At 41.1% G+C, this 16918-nt stretch carries 15 protein-coding genes; 9 read left to right on the top strand and 6 right to left on the bottom strand.

The window, feature by feature from the left end:
- The first annotated feature begins 503 nt into the window (after nucleotides 1–503).
- Together F8S12_RS15225 and F8S12_RS15220 are read left to right on the top strand one after the other, a co-directional pair.
- A complete protein-coding gene (locus F8S12_RS15225) occupies nucleotides 504–1454 on the top strand; it encodes an ABC transporter ATP-binding protein (RefSeq protein WP_196517015.1) in 951 nt (316 codons plus the stop codon).
- Nucleotides 1455–1498: 44 nt separating this feature from the next.
- Complete coding sequence (locus F8S12_RS15220) at nucleotides 1499–3241, top strand: ABC transporter permease subunit (RefSeq protein ID WP_196517001.1); 1743 nt, start codon at nucleotides 1499–1501, stop codon at nucleotides 3239–3241.
- Between the two features lie 161 nt (nucleotides 3242–3402).
- Here F8S12_RS15220 and F8S12_RS15215 read toward each other — a convergent pair whose 3' ends face one another.
- Both F8S12_RS15215 and crtH read right to left on the bottom strand, forming a co-directional pair.
- A complete protein-coding gene (locus tag F8S12_RS15215) occupies nucleotides 3403–3633 on the bottom strand; it encodes a hypothetical protein (protein WP_196517000.1) in 231 nt (76 codons plus the stop codon).
- A 539-nt stretch (nucleotides 3634–4172) separates the two neighbouring features.
- Nucleotides 4173–5666, bottom strand: a complete 1494-nt coding sequence (crtH, locus tag F8S12_RS15210; protein ID WP_196516999.1) for a carotenoid isomerase — start codon at nucleotides 5664–5666, stop codon at nucleotides 4173–4175.
- 283 nt (nucleotides 5667–5949) lie between these two features.
- Between crtH and upp the strand changes: the two genes are divergently transcribed.
- From upp to F8S12_RS15195, 3 genes are all read left to right on the top strand, one after another.
- Complete coding sequence (upp, locus tag F8S12_RS15205; protein ID WP_196516998.1) at nucleotides 5950–6600, top strand: uracil phosphoribosyltransferase; 651 nt, start codon at nucleotides 5950–5952, stop codon at nucleotides 6598–6600.
- 75 nt (nucleotides 6601–6675) lie between these two features.
- Nucleotides 6676–7029 carry a hypothetical protein gene (locus F8S12_RS15200; protein WP_196516997.1) on the top strand — a complete coding sequence of 118 codons (354 nt, stop codon included), beginning with the start codon at nucleotides 6676–6678 and terminating at the stop codon, nucleotides 7027–7029.
- 126 nt (nucleotides 7030–7155) lie between these two features.
- Nucleotides 7156–7416 (top strand): YggT family protein, encoded by a 261-nt coding sequence (locus tag F8S12_RS15195; protein WP_196516996.1) that lies wholly within the window; start codon nucleotides 7156–7158, stop codon nucleotides 7414–7416.
- Nucleotides 7417–7891: 475 nt separating this feature from the next.
- On the opposite strand, the gene F8S12_RS15190 is transcribed toward F8S12_RS15195, so the two are convergent.
- Both F8S12_RS15190 and F8S12_RS15185 read right to left on the bottom strand, forming a co-directional pair.
- On the bottom strand, nucleotides 7892–8794 hold the full coding sequence (locus F8S12_RS15190; RefSeq protein ID WP_196516995.1) for an alpha/beta fold hydrolase: 903 nt from the start codon (nucleotides 8792–8794) through the stop codon (nucleotides 7892–7894).
- Nucleotides 8795–8856: 62 nt separating this feature from the next.
- Entirely contained in the window at nucleotides 8857–9366 is a 510-nt protein-coding gene (locus F8S12_RS15185) for a HugZ family pyridoxamine 5'-phosphate oxidase (protein WP_196516994.1), read from the bottom strand.
- A 211-nt stretch (nucleotides 9367–9577) separates the two neighbouring features.
- Between F8S12_RS15185 and F8S12_RS15180 the strand changes: the two genes are divergently transcribed.
- Entirely contained in the window at nucleotides 9578–11065 is a 1488-nt protein-coding gene (locus F8S12_RS15180; RefSeq protein ID WP_196516993.1) for a CIA30 family protein, read from the top strand.
- 83 nt (nucleotides 11066–11148) lie between these two features.
- Nucleotides 11149–11496, top strand: coding sequence for a hypothetical protein (locus tag F8S12_RS15175; protein ID WP_196516992.1), 348 nt, complete (start codon nucleotides 11149–11151; stop codon nucleotides 11494–11496).
- 123 nt (nucleotides 11497–11619) lie between these two features.
- Here F8S12_RS15175 and F8S12_RS15170 read toward each other — a convergent pair whose 3' ends face one another.
- Nucleotides 11620–11925: a TIGR03792 family protein gene (locus tag F8S12_RS15170; protein ID WP_196516991.1), complete on the bottom strand. Its 306-nt coding sequence runs from the start codon at nucleotides 11923–11925 to the stop codon at nucleotides 11620–11622.
- A gap of 136 nt (nucleotides 11926–12061) precedes the next feature.
- Between F8S12_RS15170 and F8S12_RS15165 the strand changes: the two genes are divergently transcribed.
- Both F8S12_RS15165 and F8S12_RS15160 read left to right on the top strand, forming a co-directional pair.
- Nucleotides 12062–12385: a phasin family protein gene (locus F8S12_RS15165; protein ID WP_196516990.1), complete on the top strand. Its 324-nt coding sequence runs from the start codon at nucleotides 12062–12064 to the stop codon at nucleotides 12383–12385.
- 154 nt (nucleotides 12386–12539) lie between these two features.
- Nucleotides 12540–13061: an FKBP-type peptidyl-prolyl cis-trans isomerase gene (locus F8S12_RS15160; RefSeq protein ID WP_196516989.1), complete on the top strand. Its 522-nt coding sequence runs from the start codon at nucleotides 12540–12542 to the stop codon at nucleotides 13059–13061.
- 109 nt (nucleotides 13062–13170) lie between these two features.
- Here F8S12_RS15160 and F8S12_RS15155 read toward each other — a convergent pair whose 3' ends face one another.
- Nucleotides 13171–16839, bottom strand: a complete 3669-nt coding sequence (locus F8S12_RS15155) for a replicative DNA helicase (RefSeq protein ID WP_196516988.1) — start codon at nucleotides 16837–16839, stop codon at nucleotides 13171–13173.
- Nucleotides 16840–16918 lie beyond the last annotated feature (79 nt).

Genomic DNA, 16918 nt, shown 5'->3' with positions numbered 1-16918 from the left:
AAAGGAGCGATGCCTTCGGCAAGACTTCGCCAACGCAATCAAGATGCGACTCTCAGAGGTTGTTTGAAAAGTATTTTACTGTGATTTTAGGCACTTATTGATCCCCCCTAACCCCCCTTAAAAAGGGGGGAAACAGAATCAAAGTCCCCCTTTTTAAGGGGGATTTAGGAGGATCTAGAACGTTTTGATACCTAAAATAGGACTTTTAAAACATCCTCTCAGGATACAAGCATTCGGAAGTAACTTGATATTAGCGAACTATCGCAAAAGAGTAGGTTTGTAAAGAAGACTAAAGTCCTCAAATATTCAAGCACTAAAATGCTTACTACAAACGCATTTACGCTTCTCAATTAATATATGCAAAAGTAGTTAGGGTATATGCCTTACCTACTTTTTTATGTCACCTATTTTCTGAAAGCCAGTTTCAATTTCTGAAACCAGCCTGACAAAATCTTTAGAAAAGGCTAGGTTAAATGTTAATCACAAGCCGCACCCCAGCAGCAATGGTAAAAGAATTAGCAATTTGCACCCGTGGATTAACTAAGCAATTTGACCGGCACGTTGCTGTCAATGATGTTGATTTAGAGATTCAGACGGGGGAAGTATATGGACTGATTGGGCCGAATGGCGCAGGTAAAACAACTCTCATCCGAATGTTGGCAACTGCTGAGGAACCAACTACGGGTGAGATTTATATTAATGGCGATCGCCTACTCCGTGACAAGAGTAACCCCAAGCTCAAGCGTCGTCTAGGCTACTTACCCGATGACTACCCGCTATATGAGGATTTGACAGTCTGGGACTACCTAGATTATTTTGCGCGTCTGTATCGTTTGCGAGAACCGCGCCGCACTCAACGCTTACATGAAGTTTTAGAATTAATCCAACTTGGTAATAAACGCCACAGCCGGATTACTACTCTGTCGCGAGGGATGAAACAGCGCTTAAGTTTAGCGCGAACCATTATCCATGAACCAATTTTACTATTACTTGATGAGCCTGTTTCCGGGCTTGACCCCATTGCTAGGATGCATTTCCGCGAACTCATCAAAGCTTTGCGAGAAGCTGGGATGACAATATTAATTTCCTCTCACGTTCTCAGTGATTTAGCAGAACTGTGTACTTCTGTGGGAATTATGGAACTCGGCTTTTTGGTAGAAAGTACCTCGTTAGAGCAACTTTACCAACGTTTATCACACCAGCAAATTGTGTTATCAACTTTGGGGAATCTAGAGACACTTTTGAGCGAACTAAAACATCATCCTTTAGTAGATGAGTGGGAAGTGATTCCAGGAAAAAACAGTGTCCGGGTGAATTTTTCGGGCAAAGAAGCAGATAGTGCTGAGTTGTTGCGATCGCTCATTCAAGCACGAATTCCTCTGACGGATTTTCACTGCACACAAGAAGACTTAGAAACTATTTTCTTAAAATTAGGTCACAAACAAGCGTCTTAATTCGTCAATAAATATTACTCCCCATTTTTGGAGATTTTTTTCCTATGATGTCCAATTTGATAGACAAAATCGGCGATTGGAATCCGCAACTATTGCGGGAACTCAAAGGACGATTCAAGTTTTTTCATGTAGCGATCGTAGTTGCAACATCCTTACTGCTGCAACTAGTAGTTTTTTTATATCAGTTACGCGAGTTTCCTGGTGATGAATACCCGCGAACTGGCGTATACTGCCGTTTGCGCCAAGTATATCTACAGCAACAAAACCGGGTTCACCACCAATCAAATAAATCTAAAATTTCTAATTTTTGCCCCCAAAATGAAATTGATTTGCAGTTGTGGTGGCGAGACCACTGGGAATATATATTCCTAACATTTAGTGTAATTTTTGTATTTACACTATTAGTTGCAGGAACTTATTTGCTAATCAACGATTTAGCCAAAGAAGAAACTCGCGGTACGCTGAATTTCATCCGTCTCAGTCCCCAATCAGAAACAACTATATTGACTGGCAAGTTGCTAGGAGTTCCGAGTTTAATTTATCTCATTATCTTAGTAGCAGTTCCTTTACATTTGTGGTCTGGACTTTCTGCTAAAATTGCCTTTAATTACATTTTGAGCTACTACGCAATTCTTGCTGCTAGCTGTACTTTCTTCTATAGTGCAGCCCTACTATTTGGCTTAATGAGTCGTTGGTTTAGCGGTTTTCAGCCTTGGTTAGGTAGTGGCGCAGTTTTCCTTTTTTTGTACATAACGCTGATGCTGGCATCGAATGATAGCAACGGTTTGAATAATTCAACCGCTTGGTTTAGACTCTTTAGTCCTTGGGATACAACAAGATATCTATTTCCGAATGTGTTCAATAGATACACTAGTTATTACATGCAAAACTGGCAGTTTTTCCATTTACCATTAGGGAAAAATGTTGTTAGTGTTGTTGGCTTCCATTTATTAAACTTTGGATTGTGTAGTTACGGTATTTTGCAAGCTCTTAAACGTTGCTTCCGTAATCCTCAAGCCTCAATAATCAACAAGAAGCAAAGTTATTTACTAGTAGCTTTTTGCCAGTTGATGATGTGGGGATTTGCCCTACAATTTCGTAAAGATAATTACAGATGGGATGAAGCAGTTGGGCAAAATCACATTTGGCTAGCACTGTATAACTTGGCGTTGATTTTAAGTTTAATTGCGGTTCTTTCCCCTCACCGTCAAGATGTACAAGATTGGGCAAGATATCGACATCAGGAAGTTTCTAGCCACAAGAGTGTTTGGCAGGATTTAATTTGGGCTGAAAAAAGCCCTGCACTCGTAGCGATCGCTATTAATCTTACAATTGTTACTATCCCCTGGTTAGTTTGGATTTCAGTTACATCTGTTATTGATGCAAACGGTGTTAGAACTCTCCTGAGTAACGAGATTGACAGGTTTAAAACACTTTTAGTTATAGCTTTGTCTATTAGCTTAATGATGATTTACGCTACCATCACCCAATTGATACTTTTGCTGAAAACTCCCAAACGTTCTTTTTGGGCAATTGGGACTTTAGGTGCTGTAACGTTCTTACCACCAATGATTTTAGAAATTATTGGTATCTCGTCATGGAAACATCCTACTGTATGGATGTTTACAACTTCTCCTTGGGCAGCTATAGAACACGTTGGGGTGATAACAGTTTTTATGGCACTCTTAGCTGATTTGAGTGTTCTAGCGTTGTTAAACTTCCAGTTGACAAGGCAGGTGAGATTAGCAGGCGAATCTGCTACAAAAGCATTGCTAGCAGGACGTTAGTTTAGTAGTTGAGACACGTTAGATCCCTGGCTTCTTTAAGAAGTCGGGGATCTTATTTTTGATAAATGATTTAGGATTACTGTACCTTGTTTACAACTCATTTAGGATTGCTATAACGTTCAACTATTTTGGCACTATGACCTTTAATCGCTAATTAGGAACTATTCAACTTGTTGCCTAAGCGATGGTGTTAGAATCATTAGTCCTCTAACAATTTCTTCAGGAGTAGCCGTGCCATTGATTACCTTTGGTACAATCGCCATAACTTCCAAAGCCAGATTTGTTGGAATTCCCTTTGCTTCTAACCGCCTCAATTCCAAAATATCAATACCTGCTGCCAATCCATCCAAATACTCTTCTACAGTTACTCCCAAGTTTTCAATCGGCAACATGAGTATAATCTCCTGTTTTTTTTGTTCTACCTCTTAGTTATCAAAGCCTATCAGGAACGTTTACCAATTCGCTGCACAGGTAAAAGTTGACAATCATCATTTTATCCTGAAAAATCCCCATAATTTTCAAATTGACAATATCTAATACCATTTCACGAAATGCCTGATAAGCTAATCGGCATTTAAGTTGCATAATCAGGGCGGGCAAACGCTGCAATTGGTGTCAACTTAAGCCAAAATCCCTTTCAAACCTCGTTTCTAGCCTCTGGCTGGAAATGCAAATCAAAAGCGGCTCTGCCGCAAGTCTTGAGGCGGAGCCTCCCGTTAGGCATTCCCAGTCAGAGACTGGGAACGAGACACGAGACAAAATCCCTTTCAAACCTCGTTTCTAGCCTCTGGCTGGAAATGCAAATCAAAAGCGGCTCTGCCGCAAGTCTTGAGGCGGAGCCTCCCGTTAGGCATTCCCAGTCGGAGACTGGGAACGAGACACGAGACAAAAGTCAAGATTTTTAGGTTTTATTGTAGATAAGCGATGCAAGTTAAAATCCTAAATCTACGGCAATGCGATGGGCACAGGCAAACCCAGAAAAAGCCACTGCATTCAACCCTTGACCCGGAAAGGTACTATCTCCTACACAATACAATCCTGGAATAGCGGTGCGATTAAAGGGCATACTTAATAACCCCCGTAACTTGCGCCGAGGAATTGGCCCATAGGTGCCATCTTCACGACCCAAAAAGCGGCGATGGGTGCGCGGTGTACCCACTTCTAAATAATCTAATCCAGCATCTAAGCCTGGAAAAATTTTCTCTAGGCGGTCAATAATTCGCCAAGCTGCCTCTTCTTTCTTCACTTCGTACTCACTCGGAGAAAGTCCTTGCCAATCATCAATCCAGTGAGGCGTGAAGACATGAATGATGTGATATCCACTTGGTGCTAAATCTGGGTCAAGCAATGTAGGAATTGAAACAAAAATTGTGCCTTCCACTGCTGTCATCTTTTCCCACTCTTCCAGCAAAATATGGTGGCACTCTGTCCCCGCAGGTAAAACTGACTCCTTTACCCCTATATGCAAACTCAAGAAGCTAGGTGATTTTTGATAATTTTGTTGCCATTTCTTCTCATTACGCGGCATCTCTTCTGCTGGTAATAATTGTTCAAATGTATCCCAGCGTGTAGCATTAGAAACTATGCGTTTACCCCGATATACTTTACCATTAGCCAGTTGCACACCTACCGCTCTTCCTTGTTCTGTGAGAATTTTTGTGACTCTAGCTTGGTACTGAATCTTACCTCCAGCCTTCTCTAGACCTTCCACCAGTTTTTGAGCAATTTGTCCCACCCCGCCTTTAGGATAGTTAACTCCGCCATAATGCCTATCAGAAAAGACCATCCCAGCATTAATCATTGGTGTCATGTCAGAAGTCACTACCGACCAGCAATAACACTCGATATCAATAAATTTCAATAATTCGGGGTCTTTGATGTAGCGCCGCGCCACATCCCCGGCATTTTGGGGCAGATACTTGACTAAACCAAGACACGCCAAAGGATGCTGGAAAAATACTCGCAGTAAGTACCGAGGTTCTTCCAGCGACAGCAAATCCATACTATTAAGGCATTTAAATACTTTTTGGCATTCGTCATAAAAGCGACGAATCCCTTGCTCTTCATGGCGAAAATGAGCAATAAGATTTTGCAAAAATTTTTCATAAAGCCGATCTACCTTCAAGTTTAAACCTGAAGGTAGATGATAGTGAATCTGAACTGAATCTGCGATCGCCTCTTGGCTGACATTCACAGCTGACAAGGCGCGGGTAAGTAAGTTGGTAGTACCGTTTTGTCCCAGCCCAAAAATCATTGATGCCCCAACATCGAATCGATAGCCTTGACGTTCAAAATAACCAGCGCTACCACCTGGAATCAAATAACGTTCCAGTACTAGCACTGTCGCGCCCTTCGCTGCTAACTGGGTCGCTGTGACTAATCCGCCAATACCAGACCCAATTACAATCACATCAATATTTTGCATTTTTGACGTTGAACTTTATGAAACGGCAAAAGTCCAGAGTAACTTATTTTGACCCTTGACAAAAAAGAGGGACGAGCCTGCTGTCGCTGGCTAATCCCGCCGATCCTTAAAGAGAGGAGAACACTGTCTAAGACTATAGCCTTCATTGAGAATTAATGTCAACTGGTAATGAAAAACTTTATCAATAAAATTGAGAGTGTTAATTTTAGCTGTCAGCCGGATGCAGGAAAGAGTATTATGATGTTTCAGTGCTTGTACAATAAAAAGTTGCCTATTTCTGGCTATGACGCTACAATTGCGCGTTTACGTTCCACCCCATCCCCTGATAAAACACTGGCTGGCTGTCGCCCGTGATGCAGGCACACCTTCAGTATTATTTCGCAGTGCTATGACTGAGTTGGGAAGATGGCTCACTTATGAAGCTGCGCGAGACTGGTTGCCGACTCAAGAGATAATGGTGCAAAGTCCCTTGGATTCGTGTCCAGCAACCGTGATTGATCCGCAGATACCTATGGCGGTAGTACCGATTCTGCGAGCTGGACTAGGATTACTTGAGGGAGCGCAGACTTTACTACCTTTGGCATCGATTTACCATTTTGGCTTGGCGCGAGATGAAGAGACACTGCAACCTCATTGTTATCTGAACAAGTTACCAGAAAAATTTGACCCACAAACACGAGTGTTAATTACCGATCCAATGTTGGCAACAGGAGGGTCGATTATGGCAGCTATGACAGAATTGACACAACGGGGTGCTGATCCAGCCTTGACGCGGATTGTTTGTGTGGTGGCGGCTCCGCCAGCTTTGCAAAAACTGAGTGCAGCTTATCCAGGTTTAATAATTTACACCGCTACTATTGATCAAGAAGTTAACAGCAAGGGGTATATTGTGCCGGGATTAGGAGATGCAGGCGATCGCATCTTTGGAACTTAAGCTACTATGCAGCTAGGGCATAAAAAGAGCATAACTACTGTAAGAGTTGCAAGGTTTGTTGAAGGCAGTAAAGATATGAGTCAGCGAGATGGTTTTAGCAGTGGTTTTTTAGCAGGGGCGTTTGTTGGTGGTGTATTTGGTGGTGTCATAGGCGCACTGATTGCTTCTCGACGCGATCCCCAATTGCTAGCAGAGGAGGAAACACAACTGACGGATAGTCAAGGCGAAGCTAAGAGAATAGCAGCAAAGCGGCGTCAGATGAAAGCCTCAGAAAGTGAGAGCATTGGCATAGAAACGGCCAGGCGATCGCTCGAAGACAAAATTGCTCAGTTAAATGGCACAATTGATGAAGTGCGAAAGCAACTGGGGAATGTTAACGGTGGTTCACCACAGACAGTTGGCGATCGCTCCCTCACTAAAGACTCCTGATGTTTGTTAAGTATGGTAAAAGTGTCGAGTGTAACAAGTGCGGAATCCGCAGACACTATGACAGCGACTAAATTAAAATTAATAGATAAGACCGTGTTTAACACTTAGCAGGAAACCAAACTATCCATGAATCCTTTAGAGTTACTGGTTACTACTCTGGCTACTTTTGTCCAGATTTATACTTTTCTGCTGCTGATTCGCGTACTGCTGACCTGGTTCCCGACGATTAACTGGTATAACCAACCATTTGCTGCTTTGAGCCAGATAACTGACCCCTATTTGAATCTGTTTCGCAGAATTATTCCCCCATTGGGCGGCATTGATTTTTCGCCTATGTTAGCGATTATACTGCTTCAAATAGTAGGTGGTGGTTTGCAATCTGTGTAATAACACAGAATTTGCATTTTGCTGCGTGTTCAACTAAAGAATTTTAGGTCTGGGCTAACCAGCTCAGACTTATACAGCGTCAAGTACCCAACAACGACCCGATCATTGGCTACGATGTGGGCTTTAGAGGTTGTTTGAAAAGTCTATGGTTGTATCGAGATCCCCCCTAGCCCCCCTTAAAAAGGGGGGAATAATCTTTTCAAATTCCTCCTTTTTAAGGAGGATTTAGGAGGATCTGAAATTTTTGATACATTACCGGACACTTTTCAAACAACCTCTTAGGTTTACTCCAGAATTTCCTTTGAAGTACTCAAGCTGAGTTGGGAGATTATTACCAATTTTCCCTTACGACTTTTATTAATCAGATAAATAAACATAAAAAATTAAATAGCTAAAAAGAAATAATTTAAGTTAGTAAATCTCCATTTTTACTATACATTTACCATTACCGGAATTCAAACTCATATCATAGCTCCTAAATATACCGATGTAATAGACCAATGACAACTTCTGGTATTTCCAAATGAGGTAATATTCCCGCATCTGCGATCGCATAAAAATCTTTAATTGCGCCTGTATTTAAATTTGCCAAGCGTCGTCCTAGTTTGACGCTGGTAAATTGTGCCTTCTCTCCCCAAAAGATCACCGTGGGAATTGTCAGTTGCCGAATATATAAACTCAGATCAAAGTAAAGATCGCCCCGCAAAAATGCCAAAGCGGAAAACTTGGCATTGGGCTGTTGTGCAGAGGTTAAATAAGCCTCCACCATCTCTTGGGATACTCGTTCTGACTTGGTAAACAGAAAACTTTGTAAAAAGTTTCGGACTGCAATTTCATTTTCAGCGCCAAGGATATAAATTAAATTGTCCAACAGAGGCATATTGATCACCGAAAGCGGAAGTCTGCGTCCAGCACCTTGCCCAAAATCATCAAATCCAGAGGGGGACACTAAAAACAGTGCTTTAAATAAATTGGGTTGAACAATAGATAGGCGAATCGCAAAAGCTGCCGTTAGAGACGAGGCTACCACCGTCACCGGCTGGCGACAAGTTTGGATGATAAACTCTGCGATCGTGCTGAGATAATCCCTAATTTTATAATCCCGGACTGGATGAGCCGATTCTCCCCAACCGATTAAATCGGGAGCTAAAATTTGGTAATTAGAGGCAAAAGCTGGGTAAACTTTAGACCATTCATAGGCAGATGCACCACCACCAAAGTTATGCAGAAACAGTAATGGGGGTAAATTTTCAGCATCAGCGATCGCTCCGCCAACCCCGAACGCCCAAGGTGCATTCGTTTGGGTATAGTAAATCATCGCCCCCAAGGATGTATGGATGACTTTATGCCCAAAGCCAGGAGGTTGAAACTGAATCATAAAATTAAAAAGTTTAGTTTAAGTTTAAATAAGAATCTGAAACTCTTTTGAATTTTAAATTGTTAACCTTGCTTTTGGTCACTATCTCCTGTGATTTGAACAAGTTGATGGAGGTTATCACCTTTGATATTATAAGCTGCCCCAAAACCAACTACAAAACGACCTTCACTAGGAGTTAGCTGGAAAATCCGAAAATCAGGCAAGCCGCGCAAAACCTCTATAATTTGACCAAACTGACCTTGAAATTGCTCAACAATTTGATTCCACTTGTCAGTTTCACGGTCTATCAAAGTTGCTGTACAATCAAAACTCAAACGGCGACGGGCAAAAATTAGGTTACTCTTACTCTCATCCTCGATAAACAAGACACTAACGTGAGGATTAGCATAGAGATTTTTGGTATGAGTTGAAAGGCCACTGACGTAAATATAGATATTTTTGGAATCATCCATCACAATGGGAGCATAACTAGCGTTGGGTATTGCCAGTGCGCTGACGGTGCTAATAACTACACTCTCAAATCCTTCAGGAAACTTTTCGTACTCAGCTTGAATGTTTTCAAGTTGGCTCATAAGTAAATTGCCTTTTTATTAGTAACAATTAATTCTGTATTCTAGCGTGATTGAGCGATGTCTACAACGGGCTACCTCATTGAAGGGAATAGGTAACAAGTATCTCCTTTCGCTTAATTAAAGCAACTTAGCATTATCCAAGTTATGAGTACCGGAGGATTTGCAGAAACAGACATTGGGCTAGACTTAAGAAAGTTGCGAGGACGGAAATATGACTGACAAAAATCGTTCTCAATGGGACTTAGGCAGGTTTATCGAAACCCTGACTTACTTTGAGGTAATTCCTTTCCTTAACTGGGTACAGCAGTTAATCCAAGGTCGTCCTAAGGATAATCAAAATCGACCCAATGGAGGAAGAAACGTGGGTGTAATATTAGTAGCAGGTGCAACAGGTGGTGTAGGTAAACGAGTGGTAATGCGATCGCTAAAACGGGGTTATAAAGTTCGGGCGCTAGTACGTGATATTGACAAAGCACGGTTAATTCTTGGTAATGATGTTGACTTGGTAGTTGCAGATATCACCAAACCAGAAACCTTAACTCCTTTAGTTATGGCTGATATCCAAGCTGTAATTTGTTGCACAGCAGTACGCGTGCAACCAGTGGAGGGAGACACAGAAGATAGAGCCAAATACTATCAAGGTGTTAAATTTTACCAACCAGAAATTGTTGGCGATACCCCAGAAAATGTAGAATATCAAGGTGTCAAAAACTTAGTCCAAGCGGCAGCAAAATATCTACCCCAAGCCAACGAACAATTAATATTTGATTTCACAAAGCCATCAGCAGAATTAAAGACTATCTGGGGCGCGGTGGATGATGTTGTCATGGGCGGCGTGAGTGCAAGTAATATGCAATTAGTGGAAAATACAGCTTTGTTTGGTGGTAATGTCTCCACCGCTAATTCTGGCGGATTTGCTTCCGTCAGAACTAAAAATTTTGATCCACCCTTCAACTTATCGGGTTATGAAGGTGTGAAATTGCGTATCAAAGGCGACGGTCAGCGTTATAAAATATTTCTGCGGACAGAGGATAAATGGGATGGTATTGGTTACGGTTATTCTTTCGACACAGTTGCTAACACTTGGATAGATATTTATGTACCTTTTGCAGATTTGATTCCCGTATTTCGGGCAAAAACTGTCAAAGACGCACCGCCAATTGAGCAGAGTAAAATTTGTTCATTCCAACTAATGTTGAGCAAATTTGAATATGATAACGCTTTAAATCCTAAATTTTCACCTGGTGGTTTTGCTTTACAAGTAGAATCAATTAAAGCTTATGGTGGTACACCTTTACCACAATTTATCCTCGTTAGTTCAGCAGGCGTGACTCGTCCCGGACGTGCCGGCATTAATTTAGATGAAGAACCCCCTGCGGTAAGATTAAATGACCAATTGGGAGGAATTTTAACTTGGAAGTTGAAGGGAGAAGATAGTTTAAGAGAAAGCGGAATTCCTTATATGATTATTAGACCTTGTGCTTTAACTGAGGAACCAGGGGGTAAGGAATTAATATTTGAGCAAGGCGATAATATTAAGGGCAAAATCAGCCGTGAGGATGTAGCAGAACTTTGCGTACAAGCGTTAGAAGAACTAGGAAAAATGTGTAATATTACCTTTGAGGTTAAGCAGGGAGAAAATACTGTCAATTCTATCAATTTGCAGAAATTATTTTCTAATTTACAACCAGATAAATAAATGAAATATATACAGATTTTTAGTCTGTAATTGTACTAAAAAAGCCTACTTACATAAGCTGTTGTAAGAGTTTATCTACTGACATGAAACAAATCAAGGTGCTAGTCATCGCCGGAGTTTTAGCAACAATTATTTGGGGCAGCTTATTTTCCAAAACTGCCTCATCACAGCAAGTGGAGTCCCGCATCAACAACCTAGAGGCGGACTTTAATAGTGTTGAGTTGCGGTTAAATCAGATAGAGTCTCAACTAGGTCAAAACCTCCAGTTTCCATCGTCAAGAACAACGCTTACCCCACGACAGTCAACTAATTCTAGGCAAAAATTATCACAGCAAGATCGGATGTTTGATCGTCTTGCAACTTTAGTAGTTGAATTGAAGCAACAAATTAACAAATTAGAGGAGCGAGTTTATAAAATAGAATCACGCTGAATATTTCAATTGCGTCTATTAGAGGAGTATCCAAAATGTGTAAAAACATAATTTGTCATTGCCAACGGAACGCAGTCAAGCAAAGAAATTACACTGACAACTACGAATTATTTTAACTTTCTCCTAATGGGGAGATTTCCGTACTTGAAACTCTGCGGACTCCACAATTGGATAGGATTCTCCTACTGCTTGAACGAATTTGTCTTCAATAGCCTGCAAATCTTTTTGGGGTATGGCTTTCCACTGCTCCCGTGTTGCCCAACGAATAATGAGGATAACTTCTGTGAGATCATTGGGATTTATCCAAACCTCTTTACCGAGAAATCCAGGATACTGTGCTAGCGCTGTTGTCCAAATTTGTGCGTCCTTCTGGATATAATTTTCTCGTAAATTGGAGGCAACCTTAAATTTGAGAAGTTCAATAACCACGCCCTTTGATCCCTGTGTTTGTCAATTTGCCAAAATAGAAGTGTAGGCTAGAATAACTACGCTTTTAGCATAGCTTGATTGCGTACACTCAGGAACAAAAGTTCGCTAGTTTGAAATAAGTTAAAAGGAAGGAAATATGGACAGCAACAACTGGTTGCAACAATTAATGATGGTGGGTCTTGGCACAACGTCCTTAGTAGGAGAAAAATTGCGACAAGTCAGCGATGATTTAGTGAAAGATGGGAAACTCAATCCTGAGCAAGCCAAGGCAGTTATAGATGATATTGCCCAGCAGCTAAAGTTGGAACATGGTAACTTAGATGCCCAAATGCAACGGCAAATGCGAAATATGATGCAGGATTTGGGGGTCGCTCGCCAGTCTGAGGTGGATGAACTGCGGGGTAGAATTGACCGTTTAGAACGTCAACTGCGGGATTTGGAAAATAAACTTTGGCGTTAGGATGTCTTTTCTGATTTAATAATCCGAGCGGGAAGTCTTTACTTGAACCACTTCGTCGTAGGCATGAGATGAAAGCAAGGACAAAAGCTTGATAACAAACCCGATATCTGAAATGATCCAAATGGACAGACGACCTAACTAGGGAGAACTGATTTTGAAAGCAATTTTTCTCAGCGTGGTGTTCATGCTGGTGTGTGTTGCGTTGTTGGTTGTAGGACAAGTAGGCGGTAAACAGAATACTGCCATTGCTTCCCAGTTAACCCAAACGCCTCCAGCACCAACAACTTTAACTGAAAATAATACTCTAATTGCGAGCGATACTATGTCTGATGCTAATGTTGTAACTACCTCCTCTGGATTGAAGTACATTGAGGTAAAAGAAGGAACTGGGGCAACTCCTCAAACTGGACAAACAGTTGAGGTTCACTACACCGGCACTTTAGAAGATGGTACTAAGTTTGATAGTTCACGCGATCGCGGCCAACCCTTTGACTTTAAAATCGGACTTGGGCAAGTAATCAAAGGTTGGGACGAAGGACTTAGCACGATGAAAGTCGGCGGTCAGCGTCAGTTAATCATCCCCCCGGAGTTAGGCTATGGCGCTCGTGGTGCCGGTGGCGTGATTCCCCCCAACGCCATCCTGCATTTTGACGTGGAATTGCTAGGAGTTAAGTAAGAATTGGGATTGGGGATTGGAGATTAAATTATTCCAAATCCCCAATTCCCAATCTTTAATTTATAATCTCTAATCCTCTATCAAAAAAATTACTAATTATCTTATCTAGCTAAATTTTTAAATTTTGAAACTTTGTAAACTGTGGATTGAACAAAAGTTTCACAGTCCCTGTAGGCCCGTTACGGTGTTTAGATATAATAACTTCTGCAATCCCGCGATCGGGAGTATCTGGAGAGTAATATTCATCGCGGTACAACATGATTACTAAATCCGCGTCTTGTTCAATGGAATTGTGAACAATAATATTATTGGCAACAAAGTTATTCAAACCAGGAACCGTGAGATCAAAGACTTCTTCCTCGCCACTATATTCAATTGAAAGTATCTCATCCCAATAAACATCACTTTTGGCAAGAGTAACCAGTTTAGATGATTGAACAACGTTGCCGACTTTTAAAGCTCTTTCTCGACTCAAATTTGCTTTGTAAAGCGTAGAGCCACAATAGGAAACTCCAATTGTGGCTTGCAATATCCGTGTGGTGAAGTTAATAGATTGCATCGCAGGCACAACGTCTATTTTCCAAACATCCTTCGGAATTATATCTCTATTAGTGTTATGAATGCAGCTTTCAAGGTGTTCAGCAATTTGTTGCAATGAACCTAGCTTATATTCTCCTACTGCTCGAACGTTTTGAATAAATAACTCAAGGTCAGGCTTACCAGTGATTTTTACATGATACTGGTTTCTACCTTTGCCCAATTGAGGAACTATCTTGAGTGTTGCGTTAATACCAAGCCTTAACAAAAGCGTCTGTACATCAAAAGCTAGTCTCTCGCTACTGCTTGCATAATATGCAATAGGTCTTGGCTTTTTTCCTGCAACCAAGTTGATACAACCATCTGTACTCCAAAGGTGTCTTATAAAGCAGGCTATTAACTCTTGCGGTTGTGAGAACAATTCTTTAGGTACAAATTTTTCGTAAGACCTTAAACCAAAAACACCCAGAGAGTCTAGCCATTTGGCTATTGGATTTCTCACACGATGAGTTAGATGTTGTGTTGCGGATAAGTAAACTTGATACCACCCACGTTCAGGTGAAATTCTAGGAATAATTGAATCTCCAAAAACTTCTGTTGCCAAGAAAGCAACATTCTGAGCTAAATCTATCTCCCTGGTAGTGTACTGTATAGCATGACGTGGCAATGTACAACCGTCGCCAATTAAATGTCCTAATAATGCAACCTCGGCATAAGTCATGGTTTGTTTACCAGGGCTGGGGAGATGTCTTGGTAAACATAGATGTTGTTTAGGAGTTAATTCATCAAGTCTTTTCCAGCCATTAATTGTTAAAAATTTATGATTATCTGTGGCACGGATTTTTCGCCCCAGTCTAGTTGTTAAAGTAAACAGAGGCTTCGTACCTGTGGAAAAAGCATTGCTAACAATTGCCTTTTCTAGCTGCATTGTAGCTTCGTTCAACGCCCAAACTGCAAAACCAGATTTACCTACTAATTCCCTAATTGGTACTTGCAGTCCGGTATCTGCCAATGTCACCAGACTATCGCCTGCTAAACAACCACTTTCGCGTAAGTCTGACAACATCGGGCGTTTGTTAGTGCGTGATTCCACCCCGCGACTCAACTGAGATAGGGCAATAACTGGTACAGATAATTCACGCGCTAAACCTTTAAGTTGACGTGTAATTTTTGATAATTCTTGTACGCGATTATCGCCTGCTCCTTCCATTAATTGCAAGTAATCTATGACAATCAAACCTAATGTTCCTTGTTCTGCTTGCAGTCGCCTTGCCTGACTCCGCATTTGTGTAACTGTAATATTCGGCGTATCTTCAATATAAATTGGCATCTCAGAAAGGACACCAATAGCACGACTTAAAGGTTCCCACTGGGTTTGAATGAGGCGTCCAGTCCGCAAATAACCACTTTCAATTTGCGCCTCACTAGCTAATAATCGTTGCGTCAGCTGCTCTTTGGACATTTCCAAGCTGAAAATAGCAACTGGTAATTTATAAGAAGCGGCGATATTATGAGCTAAGTTTAAGCAAAAGGCAGTATTGTGAACACAGATATCATTAGCAACAAAATTGTGTGTTCCTGGAATTGTTAAGTCATAAACTTGCTTGCTCCCTACCGACTCAATGGCAACTATTTCATCCCAATAAATATCACTCGTCGCTAACTGTTGAAGTGGGAAATTATCTAAAGCTGTGGCTAGTATCCAAAGTCTTTCCCGCCTTAAAGCACGTTTACCAACATGCATATTTGTATAGCCTTGAATACCAGCACGTCTAGCTAAACTACTCCAAGTTTCATTACCTTTTTCTGCTGCTATTTGTTCCCAAATCTCTACAGGTATTAAGTCACGATTAGTTTGATATCGCTTTTGAGATATTACATCTGTAACTTTTACTAATGCTTCTTCTTTACCAAAGATACCTATGTCTGAGATAAAAGTTTTGATAGATAATGCATCAGTAATATCTAATTGCCACGCTGGTCTGCGAGTTTGATTATATTTTACAGAACGATTTTTAAGAGAGGCAATGATACCAAATCTTAATAAAAGATGTTGAATTTGTCTTGCAAGTTTCTCACTGACTGTTGCATAGCCTAACTGTGATTGACCGCTAGTAAGTAGCGTAGCCCATCCATCAGTAGCAAAGAGACGATTAAGGAATAAGGCTATTTGCGATCGCTTTAATTGAAATACAATTGGTGGGATAGTTTTAATATGAGCATCTTTAATTAAATAAGCTAATAACTTGACTTCACAATCACGGATGTTTTCTGTACCAAACACATCTATTTTACGAGGGACAGCAATCTTATCACCTACTTGCAGATTCTCCAATCTTTGCCAGCCTCTAATTGTTAAATAGGGATGAGTGATTGTAGTTTCAATTGCCCGACCTAAGCGCGTTGTGACACGAAAAACTGGTTTTATGCCATCATCCACAAAAGCAGATGGTTGAGTAAAGCTAAATTTCCAGTTGTTATTTAACGTTAATAGTGAGGCTTGACGTTGCTGATATAGTTCTGCAATTGTGGCAATTCGACCATCTTCTAGGATAATTTCTGAATCATAACTAAGGCATTTCCCCATTGATGGCCGACCAGCGACAATAATTAAATCAGAACGCTGAAAGCCACTGGTCATAGCATCTAAATCGTAAAATCCGCAAGGAATACCAGGTAAGGCAATGCCTTGATTTCTATCCTCAATATCCTGGAAATTATTAATTAGAGTATCAGAAATGTGAACTAGACCTGATTGGGGACGCTCTTGAGTAACGCCGAATACTTTCTGTTCTGCCTGATCTAAAACAATTGGTAATTCGGTTTCTGTCTCGTAACCAAGATGTACAATTTCATTGCCGGCTTTAATTAACTGTCGCCGCAGGTATTTTTCCGTCACTAAAGAGGCTAAGGCATCGATGTTCACAGCCGACACTGTGCGGTCTACTAAAGTTGCTAATTTATTTCTCCCACCAATGCGGGCAAGCATGTCATTGTCAGTCAGCCAACTTGTAACTGAGAGTAAGTCTGTGGGTTTACCTACTGCATGAAGGCGCAGGGCTGCTTGATAAATATCTTTGTGAGCGCTAATGTAAAAAGCTTCAGGGAGTAGGCGATCGCTAACTCGACTGATCGCTTCTGGATCTAGTAAAATACCCCCCAAAATCGCTTCTTCCGCCTCAATGTTTTGGGGTGGGAGGCGACCACTACCATCGCCTTGAAAACTTAATTCTTCAGCCATAAACGTAGTTTTGAGATTTTGCTAGTCGGGAGTTAGGAGTTAGGAGTTAGGAGTTAAGAGTTGTTATTTACCCCTGCTT

The sequence above is a fragment of the Nostoc sp. WHI genome (genome assembly GCF_015714725.1).
Lineage (GTDB): Bacteria > Cyanobacteriota > Cyanobacteriia > Cyanobacteriales > Nostocaceae > Nostoc.
Note: the sequence above shows the minus strand (reverse complement) of the source record. Positions and strands in the feature narration are given on the sequence as shown.

Coding starts and splice junctions, on each gene's coding strand:
- crtH (WP_196516999.1), bottom strand. CDS start 5,666: ATGCAAAATATTGATGTGATTGTAATTGGGTCTGGTATTGGCGGATTA.
- F8S12_RS15195 (WP_196516996.1), top strand. CDS start 7,156: ATGAATCCTTTAGAGTTACTGGTTACTACTCTGGCTACTTTTGTCCAG.
- F8S12_RS15200 (WP_196516997.1), top strand. CDS start 6,676: ATGAGTCAGCGAGATGGTTTTAGCAGTGGTTTTTTAGCAGGGGCGTTT.
- F8S12_RS15165 (WP_196516990.1), top strand. CDS start 12,062: ATGGACAGCAACAACTGGTTGCAACAATTAATGATGGTGGGTCTTGGC.
- F8S12_RS15185 (WP_196516994.1), bottom strand. CDS start 9,366: ATGAGCCAACTTGAAAACATTCAAGCTGAGTACGAAAAGTTTCCTGAA.
- F8S12_RS15180 (WP_196516993.1), top strand. CDS start 9,578: ATGACTGACAAAAATCGTTCTCAATGGGACTTAGGCAGGTTTATCGAA.
- F8S12_RS15155 (WP_196516988.1), bottom strand. CDS start 16,839: ATGGCTGAAGAATTAAGTTTTCAAGGCGATGGTAGTGGTCGCCTCCCA.
- F8S12_RS15175 (WP_196516992.1), top strand. CDS start 11,149: ATGAAACAAATCAAGGTGCTAGTCATCGCCGGAGTTTTAGCAACAATT.
- F8S12_RS15215 (WP_196517000.1), bottom strand. CDS start 3,633: ATGTTGCCGATTGAAAACTTGGGAGTAACTGTAGAAGAGTATTTGGAT.
- F8S12_RS15225 (WP_196517015.1), top strand. CDS start 504: ATGGTAAAAGAATTAGCAATTTGCACCCGTGGATTAACTAAGCAATTT.
- upp (WP_196516998.1), top strand. CDS start 5,950: ATGACGCTACAATTGCGCGTTTACGTTCCACCCCATCCCCTGATAAAA.
- F8S12_RS15220 (WP_196517001.1), top strand. CDS start 1,499: ATGATGTCCAATTTGATAGACAAAATCGGCGATTGGAATCCGCAACTA.
- F8S12_RS15190 (WP_196516995.1), bottom strand. CDS start 8,794: ATGATTCAGTTTCAACCTCCTGGCTTTGGGCATAAAGTCATCCATACA.